Consider the following 13,388-nt stretch of genomic DNA (forward strand, 5'->3'; position numbering starts at 1 on the left):
AGCCTTCGAAGCCTGAGACATCACGCAAACGGGGCCCTCGCGGGCCCCGTTTTTGTAGGCAAGGGTAAACCCTGCTCAGGCGGCGACGCTGTGCAGGAACTGGTCGACCGTGGCGCGCAGGCGCAGAGCCTGGGCCGCGACCTCTCCCGCCGCGCCCCTGACCTGCTCCGCCGACTGGCCGGTCTCCTCGACGCTGTCCGCGAGCACGCTCAGATCACTCGACACCGACAGGGCCGAGGAGCTCGCCATGGCGACGCCGCTGGCGATCTCGCCCGTCGCGATGGCCTGTTGCTCGATCGAGGTCGCGACCGAATTGGCGAAGCTCTCGATCGCGCCCATGCGCTCGGCGATGTTCTGGATCGCACCGACGACCTCGCCGGTCGCGCCTTGGATGGCACCGACCTGCGCGACGATGCGGTCGGTGGCATCAGCCGTCTGCGAAGCCAGGCTCTTGACCTCGGCGGCGACGACCGCAAAGCCGCGCCCGGCCTCGCCGGCACGGGCCGCCTCGATGGTCGCGTTCAGCGCCAGGAGATTGGTCTGGGCCGCGATGTCGCGGATCAGGTTCACCACCTCGCCGATGGCGCGTGCCGTCTCGTCGAGCGCACGCACCGAACTTGCCGTATCGCGCGAGACGGAGGCTGCCTCGACGATCTCGGCGCGGACACGCCGGACCTGGAACTCGACCTCACGAATGGCCGCGCCCATCTCTTCGGCGGCCTGGGCGGCGTTCTCCACATTGACGGACGCCCCTTGCGAGTTCTGCGCGGCACGCGCCGCGCGCCCTGAGGATTCCGCCGCCACGCGGGCAAGGCCGTCGGAGGCCTCGCTCATCCGGTCGGCATTGCTCTTGAAGGCTTCCAGCGCGACGCCGACCTCGGCGCGGAACAGCGCGATCGCCTCATCGACGCGCTGCTGGTGCTGGCGTCGCTCTGTTTCCGAGACATGCTGCTTCTCCTGCAGGACCGCGCGCTCGCCGAGCCGGACCTTGAGGATGCCGAGCGCATGAGCGATGGCGCCGATCTCGTCACGCCGGCCGAGTGCGTCGATGGGCGTATCGAGCTTGCCGTCGGAGATGCTGACGATCGCCCGCGTCATGCTTTTCAGCGGCTTCATGGTGCGCGAGAGCGAGATCCAGAGCAGCGGCCCCAGGACCAGCAGTATGGCGATGCCGAAGCCGATCGTTGCGACCTGCTCCCAGTTGGATCTGGCCACCAGGCGCGTCTTGTCGAAGCGGACCGCGATATAGCCGATCTGCTTCTGGATTCCGCCGACCTTCACCACATGCAGCTTCGTGACATAGGTCTGGTCCTCGATCTCGGTCGAGGTCACGCCCGCCATGACGTCCCAGGGCGCACGGCCGAGCGCGGCGGCCAGCGCGCGCGGTGTCAGGGAGAGGCGCGCCTCCTCGGTGCGGCCAGCGCCCGCCAGGATCGCAAGATCATCGGCCACGATGCCGGAATCGAAATCGGGATCGCGCCGCAGGGATTCCAGGATGTAGCCCAGCGTAGTGGTGTCGCGCGCCAGGATCAGCGCCGGCGACGCATTGACGACCATGGTGGTCAGCGCCGTCATCTTCTGTTCGAGGTCGCCGCGCGTCTTGGTGTCGTTATAGCGCGCGACGGCGACCACGACGAAAACGATGGCGATCGCGACGAGAGCCACCGCCGCACCGGCGATCTGGCTGCCCAGCGACTGGGTGACGCCTTCCCTGGTCGCGAGCGCTTGGGCAGGGGTTGCCGCCATGCCGGCCCGCTTGAACCACTTCATTGCGCAGATGTCTCCCCGCTGTCGCGTGCTAGGCGCGCAACCGACTGCGATCCCCAAACACGCAGCATGAAGGAACGAGGTAAAGAATAGCTTGCGTGAAGGAGAGGTTTAACGCTGTTCGCCGGCCGAGCCGGCTCTCATCAAAGCGCGAGAGCAGGATCAATGGCAGCCGGCGAGCGCGGGGTAAGGCCCAGTTCCGAGAAACGGACCATGGCCAGCCCCGGGGGCGGCACGAAGCTCATCAGCGCGGCATGCTCCATTGGCCGCGTCGCGACGACTGGATCGAGCCCCACCAATTCCTCGTCGACGAAGCCCGGATGGCACATGACGAGATGAGCTGGCCCCGGCGCGACCAGGAAGCGCGCGAGATCGACCCGGAAGTCGCGAGCCGGATCGAAGGGCGAGACGCCGGAAAAGCCGCGATTGACCGGAATGCCGCGCTTCAGGGCCGATCGCCTCAAGCCCCGCGCCAGGCCGGCGATGACCAGCGCCTTGCTGGTCGCGACGCCGCGCCGGCGGATCGCGGCGGCCGTGTCGGCGGGATCGCGCAGATAGACCGCGCCCTCCCGGTAGCGCCCCTGCAGCGCCGCCAGCACCGCGCCGCGCACCCCGGGCAGGACATGGGCATGCTGGTGCCCGTCGAGGAAATCCGGCGCGCGCCCCATCGCGTCCTCGAAGGCATCGAGCTGGCGCGCGATCTCGGCGGCAATCTCCCCGCGCGCCGCGCCAGACAGGAGCCCGGCCCGCGCCAAATCGCCCAGCTTCGGCAGGACGCCGTTGGCGGCCAGGCGCGGCATAGCGCCGAGCGGGGCGGCGCAGGTCAGGTTCAGATGCAGGCCGAGATCCGCCCTGCCCGCTTGCGCCGCAAACGCGCCGGCGAAGGACTTCCAATGCGGGCGGTTGGTCATCGCGCCCGCCGCGGAAAGCTTGCCGGCCTCGAGCAAGGACAGGATCGAGCGGCTGACCCCCTCCGTCAGGGCGAAGTCGTCGGCGCAGAGAACGAAGCCGGTCGTCATCTCGTCTGTCATCCCTGGTTCATCTGCGATCGGATAAGGGCCGCGCGGCGAGCCGGCCCGGATTAATCGAGTCGGAGGCCGGCAGGGCTCGCTCTCACCGCCCTTGTGAGCGCGCCAGCTTTACGGTTCTGTGCGGAAAGCGTCACCCCTCGTCGGACGGCGAGCCGCAAAGCCTCGTCGAGCAAGCCCTTGCCGAGCAAGTCCGAGTCGAGCAAGTCCTGGTCGAGCAAGCGCTTGTCCAGATCTGCGCGTGAGAGGTTATGTTCGTGTCCGAGACGTCGCCCATCCCCCCTTCGGAAGCCCCGCGCGCCCGGGCCGGCCGGCCGGAATTGTCCATCGTCGTGCCCGTCCATGACGAGGCAGACAATCTGCCGATCCTGGTCGAGCGGCTCAAGACGGTGCTGGCGGGTGCGGTCTCGTCCTGGGAATTGGTCTGCGTCGACGATGGCAGCCGCGACGGCACGCTGTCCGTGCTGAAGCTGCTGAGCGCCAGCGATCCCCGGATCAGCGCCGTCTCGTTCAGCCGCAACTTCGGCAAGGAGATCGCCATCGCGGCCGGGCTCGACCATGCCTCGGGCGACGCAGTCGTGATCATGGACGCCGATCTGCAGCATCCGCCGGAGACGATCCTGGTCTTCCTGGAGAAATGGCGCGCCGGCTTCCTGAACATCTACGGCCAGCGTGCCAGCCGAGCCGGCGAGAGCGCCCTCAAGCGCAATCTCGCCAGGGCGTTCTACAAGCTGTTCGCGAGCTTCGGCGAAACCGAACTGCCGGAGGGCGCCGGCGATTTCCGCCTGCTCGACCGCAAGGTGGTCGACGCGCTGCGGGCCCTGCCGGAACGGGCGCGCTTCTCCAAGGGGCTCTATGCCTGGGTCGGCTTTCCCTCGATCGGCGTGACGTTCGAGGTCGCCGAGCGCCAGCATGGCGAGACCAAGTTCCGTTTCGGCAAGCTGTTCAGCTTCGCCTTCGACGGCTTGTCGTCCTTCTCGACCGTGCCCTTGAAGATCGCGACCTGGGCCGGCGTCGTGATCGCCGTCATCTCCACGCTCTCGGCCGCCTTCTTCCTGCTGCGCACGGTCTTCTTCGGCACCGACCTGCCCGGCTTCCCGTCGCTGATCGTCTCGATCATGTTCTTTTCCGGCATCCAGCTGATCTCGCTGGGCATGATCGGCGAATATGTCGGGCGCATCTTCGCCGAGGTGAAGCGCCGGCCACTCTATCTGATCGGTGAGCGTGTCGGTTTCGACGCCCGCACCGTCGACCATCCGCGCGGCGACGCCCTGCCGCCATTGATCCGCTAGACGCGCGGCGGGCGATCTGGAAAGAAGGCAGCATCGTTTCGGGGAGCGCGCCGTCATCCCGGACAAGCGGCTTCAGCCGCGCCGATCCGGGATCCATTCCGGAACGCCAATCGGAAAGGTTCAGGAATGGATCCCGGGTCTCCGCTTCGCTACGCCCGGGACGACCGCGCGATGGTTGCCCGCCGGATCGTCACAGCCTGATGTTCAGAAAAATCCTCTCCGTCGGCGGCTTCACGCTGCTCTCGCGCCTTTCGGGCTTCGTGCGCGATATCGTGCTGGCGGCTGTGCTCGGCGCCGGCCCGCTGATGGATGCGTTTTCGGTCGCGCTGCGCCTGCCCAACCATTTCCGCGCAATCTTCGGCGAAGGCGCCTTCAACCAGGCCTATATCCCCGCCTATGCCCGGGTCAGGCAGCAGGCCGGCCAGGCTGCCGCTGCGCTCTTCGCCGACAGGGTCTTCACCCTGAACCTGATCGTCCAGATCGTCCTGCTCGGGCTCGCCCTGCCCTTCATGCCCGAAATCGTGCGCCTGCTCGCGCCCGGCTTCGCCCATGATCCGCAGCGCTTCGAACTCGCGGTTTCGCTGACGCGGATCACCTTCCCCTATCTGCTTTTCATCACGCTGGTGACGCTGCTCTCGGCCAACCTCAACGCCATCGACAAATTCGCGGCGGCGGCGGCAGCGCCGATCCTGCTCAATCTCTGCCTGGTCGCGGCGCTCGCTATCGCGTTCCTGTTCCCCAATGCGGCTTACGCCGCCGCCTGGGGCGTGGTGATCTCCGGCTTCCTGCAATGGCTCGTACTGGCGCTCGCAGCGCGCCGGGCGAATGTCGCCGCAGTCGTGGTGCGACCGCGCGTCGATCTCGACGTCAAGGCGTTTCTGAAGGCGTTCGGGCCGGCCGTCATCGGCTCGGCCGGTGTCCAGATCGCGCTTTTCGCCGACACGATCATCGCCTCGCTGCTGCCGGCCGGCGCCTATTCGGCGCTCTACTACGCAGGCGGCCTCTACCAGTTGCCGATCGGGGTCATCGCCATCGGCGTCGGCACGGTCCTGCTGCCGACGATGAGTCGCCTGCTCGCGGCCGGCGACGTCGCCGGCTCCGACAGGGCGCAGAACCGGGCCGTCGCGCTGACGCTGATCGCGGCCGCGCCTTTCGCGGCCGCATTCCTCGCCGTTCCCGACCTGATCGTCTCTGCTTTGTTCGAGCGCGGGCGTTTCGATGCTGCCGCGAGCCAGGCGGCGGCGGCCGTGCTCTTCGCCTATGCGATCGGGCTGCCGGCCATCGTGATGATCCGCACCCAGGTTTCGAGCTTCCAGGCGCGCGGCGACACGACGACCCCGATGCTGGTCTCGCTGGCGGCCATCGCTGGGAATGTCGCGCTGAAACTGCTGCTCTGGCGCGACTGGGGCGCGCCGGGCCTGGCGCTGGCGACCGCGGCGGGCGCCTGGATCAATGTCGGCGCGCTGTTCGTCCTGGGCCTGCGCAAGGGCTGGACACGGCCGGCGCGGGGGCTGTCGGGCTTTGCCGCCATCGTCGTGCTGGCGGCGGTTCTGGCGGGGCTGGCGGCGCGCTATTCTGCGCCATCCCTGCTCGCTGCAACGGCTTGGTTTCCGCTGCAGCCCAGGCTCGCGGCGCTCGCCTGCGTCGGAGCCGTGGCGGCGGCGATCTATCTCGCGATCGCAGCATCGGGGCTCAAGCTCAGCAGGCTCGCCAGGCTGCTGCGTTAGCTTTCGTCCATTTGATCCGGAACCACGGTCATCCCGGACAAGCCGCGCCAGCGGCGCAGCTCCGGGATCCATCGTAGTGTTCCGGAGTCCTACGATGGATCCCGGGACGACCTTCGGTCGCCCGGGATGACACAGCAGTTCCGAGGATAAACGACCGGCCGTGAGACGATCTCACGCCGCCTTGGTGTGGGCGAAGTCCATGTAGAGCTCGCGAGCGCGGCGGAACATCGGGCCGGGCTGCAGCGTGATGTTGTCGATGCGGGTGACCGGCATGCATTTGGAATAGTTGCCCGAGATGAAGATCTCGTCGGCCTGCTCGAAATCGCTGTAGCGCAGGCTCATCTCCTCGACGGGGATGCCGTCCTGCCTGAGCAGGCCGATGACGCGCTGGCGGGTGATGCCGTTCAGGAAGGTGCCGTTGGGAGCCGGCGTCCTGACGACGCCGTCCTTGGCCAGGAAGATGTTCGAGGTCGCGGTCTCGGCGACGTTGCCGAGCATGTCGAGCACCAGCGCATTGTCGAAGCCGGCGGCCTTGGCGGCGCGCAGGATGCGGGCGTTGTTGGGATAGAGGCAGCCGGCCTTGGCGTCGGTCGGCATCGTCTCCATGGTCGGCCGGCGGAACGCGCCTTGCGTCACCGAGAAACCGTTGGTCGGCTGCGGCATCGGCGCCTCGAACAGGCAGAGGCAGAACTGCGTCGAATCCGGGTCGGGCATAATGGTCGAGGGCCCGTCGGCCTCACCCCAATACATCGGCTTGACGTAGAGCGCCGTGCCGGGGGCGAACTTCTTCACGCCCTCATGCGTCTTCTCGATGATGAAGTCCTGCGTCACCGTGGCCTTGAGGCCGAGCGCCACGGCCGAGCGGTTGACGCGGGCGGCATGGGCGGCGAGATCGGGCGCGACGCCGTCGAAATAGCGGCCGCCGTCGAAGACCGAAGAGGCCTGCCAGAGCGCATGGCTGCGCGGACCCACTAGGCCGGGGTTGCCTTCGTGCCAGGCGCCGTCGAACCAGCTCCACGTCTGAGAATACCATGCCATAGCGGCGCTCCAATTTGGTCAGTTTTGCTGACAGACACCGTCTGCCCAGAGATCGTCGGCGTCAACATGGCGCGGGCCGCGAAGCGATGACGGGATGTGATGGAAGCGATCGGAAGCGGTGATCGATCAGAAGCCGAGCGCGCGCGCCACTGAGACCGTCGCCATGCCGACCGCCAAGGCCAGCAACTCGCTGCGCCGCAGCACCATGCTGCCGATCGCCGCGATGAGTGCGAGTGCCGCAGTGAAACCCAGTCGCTCGATCAGCGGCAGCACGGTCGCGACCACGATCGAGCCCGGCAGCGCCGCAAGCCCACGCCGGACGCGCGGCGTCAGCGGAATGAAGCCCATCATGATCACGCCGGAGATGCGGCAGAGATAGGTCGCCAGCATCATGGCGAGGATGACGAAAGCCGCGCCCCATGGGCCGGGATCAGGCAGGGTCATCGCTGAACGCCCCTGTGAGTGCGCCGGCAAGCGAGCCAACGATGATGAAGGCATAGCCGTCGATCAGCTTCGCCGTGACCAATGCGACGAGCCCCGCGACGACCCAGGGCACGGCCGCCCGCTTGCCGCGCCAGAGCGGCACGATCATCGCGGCAAAGAAGATCGGCATGACGAGATCGATGCCGTATTGGCGCGGATCGGCCACCAGCGCGCCGAGCAGATATCCCGGGATCGTCGTCGCAACCCAGACGACCCAGAGCACGATGCCAGCGCCGATGACCACGCCCAGATCACGCCCGCCCTCGCCATGGTAGCGCGCGCCGATCAGCCAACTCGCATCGGTGAAGAGAAAGAGATGCGCGGCGTTGAGCGCCTTGGGATAAGGCGCGAACCAGGGCTGCAGCGAGGCGCCCTGCAGCACCATGCGCGCATTCACCGTCGCGGTGACGACGGCAAGCCCCGCAATCGCCCCCCAGCTCCATTCCGGCCGCCACAGCTCCATCGCCACGAGCTGCGCCACGCCGGCATAGACCAGCGCGCTCATCATGACCGTCTCCAGCAGGCTCAGCCCCTTGGCCGCAGCCGCCGCGCCGAAGGCGACCGCGAAAACGACGATGCCCGGCAGCAGCACGGAGACCTTGCGGACGCCAAGGCGGATGCCTTGCATGGTGAGCAAGGGGCGGGCAGGCTCCGAGGTCGGTTCGGGTGAAGCGGTCATGGCTCTTCAAGAACCCTTAGAGGCTGTTAGGGACTCTGGGGACGATTTGATGAGGTCAAAACGACGGAGATGGGAGGAGCATTGCGCAGGCGATACCATCGGTATCGGCAAGCGATGCGACGCTGCAGCTCCGTCGTTTTCACCTCACCCGCAGGGCGCGGCGATTTTGCGCGACTGCGGCGTCGTTCTTCGTAGCAAACCGGAAGGTTTGCGTCCTCGAACTCCTGGCATTCGCGCAAAATCGCCAGCGTCAAATCATCCCCAGAGTCCCTAACAGCCTCTAACGCCCGACGCCGTCAACGGATGGCAGCACCGGCCGCGCATGAGGCCTGCGCAGGGCGGGACAAGAGCCAATCCCGTGCTAGCCTCGCGCCATGCACTGGCTGACCTTTCCCATCGCTTCCCCTGCCCTGCCCGCGACCTGGCTGATCGCGACCGGCGCGAGCCCGGCCAACCTCGCCGAGCGCTCGGCCTTGCGGCGCGAGACGGCGCGGCGAATCATCGCCGCCCAGCTCGGCCTGCCGATCGAGGCCATCGCGATCGGGCATGACGAACGAGGCCGGCCCTTGCTGGCTCAGCCTGCCGGGGCGGGGCTGCATCTCTCGCTCGCGACGCGGGCGGGCGTCGTCGCGCTGGCGTTGGCGCAGCATCCCGTCGGGGTCGATGTCGAGCGGGTCGAGCCCTTGGCCACGCCGCCGCTCGCGGCCTTGCATCCGCAGGAGTGGAAGGCGCTGCTCGCCCTGCCCGAGCCGGAGCGGCCACTGGCCTTCGCGCAGATCTGGGCGGCCAAGGAGGCCTATGTGAAGGCGCTCGGCACCGGCTTTGCCCGCGCGCCGGAGAGTTTCGCAGTCACGTTTGCTTCGCGGGAAACCTTCAACGTCAGCGATCCGGAACGATCGGCCCGGTGTCTGGGCACGAGCCGCATCATGAAAAACGGCGGCCAGGAGAGCCTGGCCGCCGCGATCGTGGTTCTCGGTTGAATGAGATCTCAGCCCGGCTGGTTGGCCGGCTTCTTCTTCAGGGCATAGGCGACGGCGCAGACGAGCGCGGCGCCGATGACCGAGGTGACATAGTGCGGCATCGCAGCCGGTCCGATGCCGATGGCGCTGACATCCGTCGGCACCACCTTGACCCAGCTCGGCATGTTCGCCTGCAGCCACTGCAGCACGGCGATATCACCCAGGATCATCTCAGCTGCGATCCAGCCGAGCAGGGCCGCGCCGAGCCAGATCAGGATTGGATATTTGGTGATGATGGCGGTGAGGAACTGCGCGCCCATGATGATCAGCGGGATCGAGAGCAGCAGGCCGAAGATGAAGAGCTCGGGGTGTCCGCGCGAGGCCGCCGCGATGGCGATGACATTGTCGAGGCTCATCACCGCATCGGCGATCGCGATGGTGCGCACGGCCTGCCAGAGCGAGGTGCCGCCGTCGATCTCGGCATGGGACTCGTCCTCGCCCATGGCGAGCTTCACAGCGATCCAGAACAGCAGCACGCCGCCGACGATCTTCAGATACGGCACCAGCAGCAGGTAGGTCACCACGAGCGCGAAGATGATGCGCAGGCCGATGGCGGCCGAGGCGCCGAGCCAGATGCCGACCTTGCGCTGCTTCTCGGGCAGCGAGCGGCAGGCGAGCGCGATGACGACTGCGTTGTCGCCGGACAGGAGCAGGTCGATCCAGATGATCTGGAGCAACGACACCCAGAATTGGGATGATGAAAAATCCATAGGTCGGTCAGTCCCTGTGTCAGAGGGCCGGATCTGGCCGGCGTGGTTTCAGCCAATAGCCAAGGGCGAGCACGAGAAGCGCACCCAGGGCAGCGGCCGGATATTCGAGGCGGTGCAGCGCATCGGCGCCGAACCGGGTGATGAGCCAGGGATCGCTGTCGAACATTTCGCCGGCGACCCAGCCGAGCAGCCCCGCCCCGGCCCAGACCAGGATCGGAAAGCGCGTCAGCAAGCTCGTGATCAAGGATGCCCCGAGCACGATCAGCGGTATCGAGATCACCAGCCCGGCAACCAGGAGCGGGATCGAATCCTTGGCGACCGCGGCGATCGCCAGCACATTGTCGAGGCTCATGACGATGTCGGCGATCGCGACCGTCTGGACCGCCTTCCAAAGCTTGCTGCTCGCCGTGATCGAATCCTCGTCGCTCTCGCCATCCTCGATGATCAGCTTGACCGCGATCCAGACCAGCAGCAGCGCGCCGACGATATGCAGGAAAGGCGCGTTCAGCAGCGAGGCGATCAGCACGGTGAAGACGACGCGCAAGACCACAGCGACGCCTGCGCCGAGCGCGATGCCCTTGGCTCTTTGCGCGGGCGCCAGCGCCCGGCAGGCGAGCGCTATCACCACGGCATTGTCGCCGGAGAGGACGATGTTGAGCGCGATGATCTCCGCCAGTTTTCCCCAGATCAGAGGATCGACGAAGGAAATCGAGGAGAAATCCATCAAGACAAGCCCTTCCAGAAACGGCAATTCGAGAACTGGGCAGTCGAGCGACCCGATTGGGATCGCTCAGCCGCTCCAGTTCCTTGTTTCAACGCGTTTTCTTCAGGCGAACCGCAGTTCACTTCGCTCGAAAACGCTTCAGTCAATCCAGCGGCGCTTATCGCGCCTCCGTATCCGGCCTGCCCGGCTTTTAGCCGAGCGCCTGCTCAACAGCCTTGCCCGCGGCTTCCGTCCCCAGCGTGCCGCCGAGATCGCGGGTGCGGGTGCGGGCGTCGCCAAGCGCGCGCTCGATCGCAGCCTCGATGCCCTTGGCGGCTTCGGTCTCGCCGAGATGATCCAGCATCATCGCGCCCGACCAGATCTGGCCGATCGGGTTGGCGATGCCCTTACCCGCGATGTCGGGCGCCGAGCCATGGACCGGCTCGAACAGCGAGGGATGATCGCCGGTCGGATTGATGTTGCCCGACGGCGCGATGCCGATCGTGCCGGTGCAGGCCGGACCCAGATCCGAGAGGATGTCGCCGAACAGGTTCGAAGCCACGACCACGTCGAAGCGGTCGGGATTCAGCACGAAATGCGCGGTCAGGATGTCGATATGGTACTGGTCGACGGCGACGCCGGGATAGTTCTTGGCCATCTCCTTCACCCGCTCGTCCCAATACGGCATGGTGATCGAGATGCCGTTCGACTTGGTCGCCGAGGTCAGCTTCTTGCGCGGACGGCGCATCGCCAGTTCGAAGGCGTATTTCAGCACGCGGTCGACGCCGACACGGCTCATCACCGTCTCCTGCATGACGATCTCGCGCTCGGTGCCGGCGAACATCTTGCCGCCGACCGAGGAGTATTCGCCCTCGGTGTTTTCGCGCACGACGAAGAAGTCGATATCGCCGGGCTTGCGGCCGACGAGCGGACCGGGAACGCCCGGCATCAGACGCACCGGGCGCAGGTTCACATACTGGTCGAATTCGCGCCGGAAGAGCAGCAGCGAGCCCCAGAGCGAGATGTGGTCGGGGACCTGCGCCGGCATGCCGACCGCGCCGAAATAGATCGCGTCATGGCCGCCGATCTTGTCCTTCCAGTCGTCGGGAAGCATCTTGCCGTGCTTCTCGTAATAATCGCAGGACGAGAAGTCGAACTCGTCGAAGCGCAATTCGAAGCCGTATTTCTTGGAAGCCGCCTCGAGCACGCGCAGGCCCTCGGGCATGACTTCCTTGCCGATGCCGTCCCCGGCGATGACGGCGATACGATAGACGCGATTGGTCCCACTCATAGTTTTTGTCCAAACAAGCTCATGGGTTTTCTCCAAAGAAGGCCGTGAATTCGGCGGCGACGAGATCGGGAATCTCCTCCGCCAGATAATGCCCGCCTGGCAAGGCACGGCCTTGGACGTTCTCGGCGCGCTGCCGCCACAGCGCAAGCGGCTCGAAACATTTGCCGATGATGCCGTTGTCGCCCCATAGCGCGAGCAAGGGTTGGGTCAGCTTGCGATCGCCATCCTCATCGTCATGGCGGATGTCGATGGTGGCGGCGGCGCGATAATCCTCGCAACTCGCATGAATGGTCTGCGGATCGCTGAAGCAGCGCAGGTAATGCGCCAAAGCCTCGGGCACGAAGGGCGTCAGCCCGGCCGAGCCGGAGCCGCATTTCTTGCGCCAATAGGCCTCGGGATCGGCCCCGATCATCCGCTCCGGGAATGGCGCAGGCTGGATCAGGAAGAACCAGTGCCAATAGGCCCGCGCGAAGGCGTCGCTGGTGTTGACATACATCTCGCGGGTCGGCGCGATGTCCAGCGTCGCGAGCTTGGTGACGCGCTCGGCATGGTCGAGCGCCAGGCGATGGGCGACGCGCGCGCCGCGATCATGCGCGCCGACGAAGAAGCGCTGATGCCCGAGCGCCGTCATGACCTGCGCCATGTCGAGCGCCATGGCGCGCTTGGAATAGGAGAAATGCTCGGCATCGCTCGCCGGCTTGTCGCTGTCGCCATAGCCGCGCAGATCGGCGCAGACCAAAGTGAAGCGGTCGCGCAAGCGCGCGGCGAGCTTGTGCCAGAGCGCATGCGTCTGCGGATAGCCATGGAGCAGCAGGAGCGGCGGCCCCTCCCCGCCCGTCCGGACACGGATGCGCGCGCCCGATGTCGCGACATCGAGCAGGCGGAAGCCGGGGAAGAGGCTGTCCTGGACGGGAATTTCGGTGACGGTCATTCGGCGCTGTTAAGGTGAAACAATCGGGAGCGATTACCCTGAATCCCGTGCGATTACGTCGATGGATTATTACACAATCACGATCAATAACCGCATGATCGACAATGTGAGAATCCAGCAGCCCTCATGAACGGTCAGGTGTCCCTCATCGACGAGAATGATCCGGTTCAGAGCGTGTTCGCGCCGGTGCTGGGATTGCCGGCGTGGAGCGTGCAAAAGGGCCAAGGCAGCATGCTCACCTTCGAGTTCGGCAATCCATCTCTGTATATTCGCGAGCCAATCGAGACGAAGGAGGCCGCGAGCGCAAAGATCGTCGCGTGGCGCCGCCGCCGTACCGTCAAGCCAATCGGCGAGTGGTGGTTGTGGATTTATTGCTGCAACTGGCGGTGCATCGTGCGCGGTCGCGAAGCCGCGCATTCGGAATCGACAAGCAAGCGGATCGGCTCCGCTGCACGCGAACTCGACGGGCAACGCCTGTTGTCTATCAGCGTCGATCCCCTCAAGGGGACATCCCGCTTTGCCTTCGACCTCGGCGCCGTGCTGGAGACGTGGCCCTACGAGGACGAAGACCTCGACGAACAATGGTGGCTGCAGCACCGGTCCAGCTACACCTTCGCCTATCGCAAGGATGGCCGATACAGCTGGTCGGCAGAGCGCTCCGGCGAGGAAGTCTGGTTACCATTGCCGTCGGGCGCCACCGGCATAGTTGCCTGAACGCTC

At 66.3% G+C, this 13,388-nt stretch carries 13 protein-coding genes; 4 read left to right on the forward strand and 9 right to left on the reverse strand.

The window, feature by feature from the left end:
* Positions 1-75 precede the first annotated feature (75 nt).
* Together RMR04_RS22780 and RMR04_RS22785 are read right to left on the reverse strand one after the other, a co-directional pair.
* Positions 76-1,770 (reverse strand): methyl-accepting chemotaxis protein, encoded by a 1,695-nt coding sequence (locus RMR04_RS22780; protein ID WP_311910736.1) that lies wholly within the window; start codon positions 1,768-1,770, stop codon positions 76-78.
* A 140-nt stretch (positions 1,771-1,910) separates the two neighbouring features.
* Positions 1,911-2,798: a ChbG/HpnK family deacetylase gene (locus RMR04_RS22785; protein WP_311910737.1), complete on the reverse strand. Its 888-nt coding sequence runs from the start codon at positions 2,796-2,798 to the stop codon at positions 1,911-1,913.
* A gap of 254 nt (positions 2,799-3,052) precedes the next feature.
* Between RMR04_RS22785 and RMR04_RS22790 the strand changes: the two genes are divergently transcribed.
* Together RMR04_RS22790 and murJ are read left to right on the forward strand one after the other, a co-directional pair.
* Complete coding sequence (locus tag RMR04_RS22790) at positions 3,053-4,087, forward strand: glycosyltransferase family 2 protein (protein WP_311910738.1); 1,035 nt, start codon at positions 3,053-3,055, stop codon at positions 4,085-4,087.
* Between the two features lie 200 nt (positions 4,088-4,287).
* Positions 4,288-5,814 carry a murein biosynthesis integral membrane protein MurJ gene (gene murJ, locus RMR04_RS22795; protein WP_311910739.1) on the forward strand — a complete coding sequence of 509 codons (1,527 nt, stop codon included), beginning with the start codon at positions 4,288-4,290 and terminating at the stop codon, positions 5,812-5,814.
* 171 nt (positions 5,815-5,985) lie between these two features.
* Here the strand turns inward: murJ and RMR04_RS22800 are convergent, their stop codons facing one another.
* The 3 genes from RMR04_RS22800 to RMR04_RS22810 form a co-directional block, all read right to left on the reverse strand.
* Positions 5,986-6,852, reverse strand: a complete 867-nt coding sequence (locus RMR04_RS22800; protein WP_310152702.1) for a branched-chain amino acid aminotransferase — start codon at positions 6,850-6,852, stop codon at positions 5,986-5,988.
* 126 nt (positions 6,853-6,978) lie between these two features.
* On the reverse strand, positions 6,979-7,296 hold the full coding sequence (locus RMR04_RS22805; protein WP_311910740.1) for an AzlD family protein: 318 nt from the start codon (positions 7,294-7,296) through the stop codon (positions 6,979-6,981).
* Positions 7,283-8,014, reverse strand: a complete 732-nt coding sequence (locus RMR04_RS22810) for an AzlC family ABC transporter permease (RefSeq protein ID WP_311910741.1) — start codon at positions 8,012-8,014, stop codon at positions 7,283-7,285. The genes RMR04_RS22805 and RMR04_RS22810 overlap by 14 nt, the downstream gene beginning before the upstream one ends.
* Positions 8,015-8,388: 374 nt before the next feature.
* Between RMR04_RS22810 and RMR04_RS22815 the strand changes: the two genes are divergently transcribed.
* The gene (locus RMR04_RS22815; protein WP_311910743.1) at positions 8,389-8,994 is read left to right on the forward strand and encodes a 4'-phosphopantetheinyl transferase family protein; all 606 of its coding nucleotides are present in this window, start codon (positions 8,389-8,391) and stop codon (positions 8,992-8,994) included.
* 8 nt (positions 8,995-9,002) lie between these two features.
* On the opposite strand, the gene RMR04_RS22820 is transcribed toward RMR04_RS22815, so the two are convergent.
* From RMR04_RS22820 to RMR04_RS22835, 4 genes are all read right to left on the reverse strand, one after another.
* Positions 9,003-9,743, reverse strand: coding sequence for a TerC family protein (locus tag RMR04_RS22820; protein WP_311910744.1), 741 nt, complete (start codon positions 9,741-9,743; stop codon positions 9,003-9,005).
* Positions 9,744-9,762: 19 nt separating this feature from the next.
* Positions 9,763-10,467, reverse strand: a complete 705-nt coding sequence (locus tag RMR04_RS22825; protein WP_311915910.1) for a TerC family protein — start codon at positions 10,465-10,467, stop codon at positions 9,763-9,765.
* Positions 10,468-10,657: 190 nt separating this feature from the next.
* Positions 10,658-11,737: a tartrate dehydrogenase gene (locus RMR04_RS22830; protein WP_311910745.1), complete on the reverse strand. Its 1,080-nt coding sequence runs from the start codon at positions 11,735-11,737 to the stop codon at positions 10,658-10,660.
* A 19-nt stretch (positions 11,738-11,756) separates the two neighbouring features.
* Positions 11,757-12,668: an alpha/beta fold hydrolase gene (locus RMR04_RS22835; RefSeq protein WP_311910746.1), complete on the reverse strand. Its 912-nt coding sequence runs from the start codon at positions 12,666-12,668 to the stop codon at positions 11,757-11,759.
* Between the two features lie 138 nt (positions 12,669-12,806).
* Here RMR04_RS22835 and RMR04_RS22840 point away from each other — a divergent pair, with 138 nt between their 5' ends.
* Entirely contained in the window at positions 12,807-13,382 is a 576-nt protein-coding gene (locus tag RMR04_RS22840) for a hypothetical protein (RefSeq protein ID WP_311910747.1), read from the forward strand.
* Positions 13,383-13,388 lie beyond the last annotated feature (6 nt).

It is taken from the genome of Bosea sp. 685 (assembly GCF_031884435.1).
In the GTDB taxonomy this organism is placed as follows: Bacteria; Pseudomonadota; Alphaproteobacteria; order Rhizobiales; family Beijerinckiaceae; genus Allobosea.

Excerpts from the sequence above, each read along its gene's own strand:
- RMR04_RS22780 (WP_311910736.1), bottom strand. The coding sequence starts at position 1,770 with ATGAAGTGGTTCAAGCGGGCCGGCATGGCGGCAACCCCTGCCCAAGCG.
- RMR04_RS22785 (WP_311910737.1), bottom strand. The coding sequence starts at position 2,798 with ATGACAGACGAGATGACGACCGGCTTCGTTCTCTGCGCCGACGACTTC.
- murJ (WP_311910739.1), top strand. The coding sequence starts at position 4,288 with ATGTTCAGAAAAATCCTCTCCGTCGGCGGCTTCACGCTGCTCTCGCGC.
- RMR04_RS22800 (WP_310152702.1), bottom strand. The coding sequence starts at position 6,852 with ATGGCATGGTATTCTCAGACGTGGAGCTGGTTCGACGGCGCCTGGCAC.
- RMR04_RS22805 (WP_311910740.1), bottom strand. The coding sequence starts at position 7,296 with ATGACCCTGCCTGATCCCGGCCCATGGGGCGCGGCTTTCGTCATCCTC.
- RMR04_RS22810 (WP_311910741.1), bottom strand. The coding sequence starts at position 8,014 with ATGACCGCTTCACCCGAACCGACCTCGGAGCCTGCCCGCCCCTTGCTC.
- RMR04_RS22815 (WP_311910743.1), top strand. The coding sequence starts at position 8,389 with ATGCACTGGCTGACCTTTCCCATCGCTTCCCCTGCCCTGCCCGCGACC.
- RMR04_RS22820 (WP_311910744.1), bottom strand. The coding sequence starts at position 9,743 with ATGGATTTTTCATCATCCCAATTCTGGGTGTCGTTGCTCCAGATCATC.
- RMR04_RS22825 (WP_311915910.1), bottom strand. The coding sequence starts at position 10,467 with ATGGATTTCTCCTCGATTTCCTTCGTCGATCCTCTGATCTGGGGAAAA.
- RMR04_RS22830 (WP_311910745.1), bottom strand. The coding sequence starts at position 11,737 with ATGAGTGGGACCAATCGCGTCTATCGTATCGCCGTCATCGCCGGGGAC.
- RMR04_RS22835 (WP_311910746.1), bottom strand. The coding sequence starts at position 12,668 with ATGACCGTCACCGAAATTCCCGTCCAGGACAGCCTCTTCCCCGGCTTC.